The following is a 4,037-nucleotide window of genomic DNA, read 5'->3' as shown; positions in this document are numbered from 1 at the left end:
CGTGGATGAGATCGACCCCGGGCTCGGCGGGGTCGATCCTGTAGCGCGTGGCCCCCTGTCCCCCGTCCATCTCGTCCTCGCCCGGGCCGCCAAGAAGGGTGGTGCCGTAGAGCAGCGTGTCGTTGCCAGGACCGCCATAAACAATCCTTCCTCCCTCGAGCCGGTCGTCACCGCTCCCGCCGTACACGAAGTCCTGACGGCCCGCGTAGACCACGTCGTTGCCCGCCCCCGCGTCGATCAAGGAGATCTCATCCCATCTGCCATGAATCTCGTTATCGCTCGGGCCGGCGACGATCTCCTCGAGGGTCCAGCTCCGCTCGTGCTGGCGCTCCACTTTGACGATGAGCGGCGCGGGGTTCCAGGTCAGCGGCACATAGGTATCCACGTTCGGTGGGGCATCGCTTGGGGTATAGCCCAAGAGGGTATAGGTGCGATAGCCGTATTCGTCCGTGCCGCTGTCGCGGTAAAAGGTCTTCAGTTCGTTCGTCAGCGGATCGACATCCATATAGGTGTGACTCCAGGACCCGCCATAGACGGGACCTCGGTCACTTCGATCCCATCGGAGGGCAAGGGCTACCCGCTCGTCCAGATCGGTTTCCACCCGTTCGGGTGACGGGGCACTGCGGATAATCACCGCTTCATCGGACGCTTGGCGGGAAAAAACGAACTTCTCAACATAGCGATAGAAGTGATCGAGATTGAAGAGGCCGCCAAATCCGTTCAAAGCGCTGGAGAATCGACGAGTCTCTGAAGTCGTCCCCGCCAGCGTGCCGGCGTAATAGGTCCTTTGGGTCCAACGGAAACTGTAGGCCAGGCTGACCGTCTCGGGGATGTATTCCATCGCCCCGTCGCCCCGCGGTCGATAGCCCAGGCGCCTCAAATGCGCTTCGTGCTGGGCCCGGGCGCCGGCAATGTAGTCTTCCCACGCCCGCGCCACCTCGTCGCCCTCATGGGGATCGGGGCGAAGGAGCAGCTCCGCCACCGTCTTGGTTTGCCCATCCGCGAGCCGCACCTGCCAGCGCTGATCCTGGGCAAAGTAGTCGTTTAGGAGCACGCCTTCTTCGCTCCCGCGCAGGGTCACGAAGAGATCAGCGTTCTGCTGGCGCAGCCCCAAGTGGTCAAAGCCGAGTCCTTCGGCCAGTCGCAAAGTGTTAACTTCGGCAGAGGCATCGACCACCCTGTCCCGGCCCATGCCAAAACCCACGAGGTAGGTATCCGCGCCGGCACCCCCTTCCAACCGGTCCTCGCCTGCACCGCCATCCAGGACATCGTCTCCGTCCCTCCCGAGAAGCGTGTCTTGTGCCGGCGTGCCCTGCAGACGGTCGTTGCCCTCGCTGCCCACGATCGGCGCAACCGGCAGGGATTCCAGGTCGGAGAGCCGAAGCTCTGTCCCGTCCCCGAAAACGATGCGCTCGATCCGATTGCGGGGCTCGTTGTACCAGCCCTCGACCGTCACCGCGTCCCCGGTGCCCTGGATTTCGACGACCAGGTCGCCGTTCGCCCGGCGGGCGACGGTTGCATGCTGCGGCAGAATGTCGGGGGCGAGTTGCAGGGTGTCGACAGAAGCGGCGTTGCCCTCCTCGAGAATCACATCCCGTCCGTCGCCGCGCTTGAAGAGGTAGGTATCGCTGCCTTCGCCCCCACGCAAGAAGTCCTCGCCCTTGCCGCCCCACAGGAAGTCATCTCCCGCCTCGCCCTCCAGGTGGTCGGTGCCAGCGCCCCCGTGAAGGGTGTCGTTGCCGCTGCTTCCATAAAGGTAGTCGTTTCCTCCCCATCCGACCAGCAGATCGTCGGTCTCTTGCCCCACGAGGTTTTGGGGCGCGCGGTAGGCAAAATCCAGCACCTCCTCAGGGCTGGTGAAGGCGCTGCCGTCGGCGAACTCGATGCCCTGCAATAGCCCCGGCCTGTCCTTCGGGAAGCTGTAAACTTCCCGACCCTGGACAGTGAGCACATAGGCGGGACCGCGATCATCAAAGCGGGTTTGGAGCACGAGGTCATCGGCCGAGACGCCGGCAGCAAAACGGATCAGGTTCTCCCCCTCTTCATCGAAGACGGTATCGGAAGCGTCCACGACGTAGGTGTCGTTGCCCGCCCCGCCCGCGAGATAATCGGACCCTTCACCCCCGTCGAGGAGATCATCGCCCGCGCCTCCCTCGAGCTGGTCGGTGCTCTCGCCTCCATAAAGCCGGTCATCCCCCGCATCGCCAAAGAGGCGATCCGCCTCTTCGCCGCCGGCGAGGAGGTCGTGGCCTTCGTCGCCTGCGAGCTGGTCTGCGCCTTCGCCTCCGAAGAGCTCGTCATCGCCCGCGCCTCCGGCGAGGAGGTCGTCGCCCTGCTCCCCGTCCAAATGATCCTTGCCCCCATCGCCCTGCAGGTCATCCTGGCCCGTACCGCCGAAGAGCAGATCGTCTCCTTCGCCGCCGGAGAGCAGGTCGGCTCCGTCCTGACCGGAGAGCGTGTCCGCCCCCGCCTCGCCCAGCAACGCATCGTCACCGGCGCCACCGAAGAGAAGATCGTCCCCGCCGTAACCCCGGAGATAGTCGTTGCCGTCCCCGCCATCGAGAGAATCGCCCTTCTGGTAGGCCTCGGGCACGTCGTCCCCATCCCCGAAGAGCCGATCTGAACCCTCACCCCCAACGAGCACATCCGCCTCACCGCCGCCGATCAGGAGGTCATCGCCCGCGCCCCCGTCGAGGAAATCCCGCCCCGCCTCGGCGGGGTCGACGAGCTTCGGTCCGTCGCCGTGGAGCAGGTCGGCTGCGTCCCCGCCAAAGAGAAGGTCATGGCCTTCATCACCCGTCATGACATCGTTCCCGGCCTCCCCGTGGAGCAGGTCATCGCCCAGCATCCCGACCACGATATCGTTCCCAGCCCCCGCGTAGACCACGTCGGCCGCCCCCACGTCGCGCGCATTGGCGAAAGCCGCCACCGGGGAGAACAGGGGATTGAGGGGGTCGCCGCGATCGACGCTCCAGTCGAAAGCCACCGCGCCGAGGAAGCGTTCTGGAATCTCGCCCCCATCATAGAAACCGCTGCGGGTGGGAAGGAAGTTGTCGTCGCCATCGATCACGTCATCGCCCCCGCCGCCCACCAGCAGATCCCGCCCGCCGCCCCCCATGAGCACGTCATCGCGATGGCCGCCGACGAGAAGATCGTCGCCCAAGCCCCCGCTCAGCCAGTCGCCCCGGCCCTCGATGCGGGCGGCGTTTTGGGATTGGGCGAGAAAGTCCACCAGCTCCACCCGATCGGCCCCGTAGAGCTCGTCGTTGCCGTTGCTGCCCGCCAGCACGTCCGAGCCTTCGTTGCCTTCGATGCGATCGTCGGCAAGGCTCTTAGGGTTGACCACGTCGTCGCCCACCCCCGCCTTCCAGTGGTAGCCGACGGTAGCGTCCGGCACGCCCGCAAGATAGTCGTGCGGGGCTGCCAGGTCCTGGTCGCCGGCGATGACGGTCTCCGAGGGCTGCGCCCCTTCCCTCAAGTGAATTCCCAGCGCCCCCTCCTCGTAATCTTCGATCACCACCGAGGCGCCGCCGGAGAGGGTAATGGTGAGCGGGGAGTTGCGCGTCGCGGTGATCCCCGCATCGGCCAGGAAGACGTACTGCGTCCCTTGCTTCACGAACGTACCGGCGATCACCCGTCCCGCCCCATCCTTCACCACCCCCTGGCCGTCGGCGTCGAAAATCGCATCGCGCCCCGAACCCACCACATAAGTGTCAAAGCCCGCACCCCCTTCCAGCCGGTCCTCGCCCGCGCCCCCCACCAGGGTGTCCTCCCCCGCGCCGCCCTGAAGGGTATCCGCGCCGGCGTTGCCCTCGAGATAATCCCGGCCGCCGGCCCCGTCGAGGCTGTCCTCGCCCCCGCCGCCGTACAGATGGTCTTCCATGGCCCCGCCGCTGAAGCGGTTGTCGCGGCTATCGCCGAAGAAGTAGCGCTGTACGTTGGGAAAGGGACTCTCAGGCGCAAAGCCCTGGGCAATCTTGTCGCCGGTGGCGGCGTCTTCGAAGAAGACGGCGTCCCGGAGATACGGATGGTCGGCA

The 4,037-nt window shown here is 65.9% G+C and carries 1 protein-coding gene; it reads right to left on the bottom strand.

Features of this window, described 5'->3' with window-relative positions:
• Nucleotides 1-4,037, bottom strand: a 4,037-nt coding sequence (locus ACUVYZ_RS17215; RefSeq protein WP_446033094.1) for a calcium-binding protein, incomplete at both ends; no start/stop codon positions are given.

It is taken from the genome of Pelomicrobium sp. P1 (assembly GCF_052805615.1).
The sequence above is the reverse complement of the archived record's forward strand: the minus strand, read 5'-3'. Positions and strand labels throughout refer to the sequence as shown.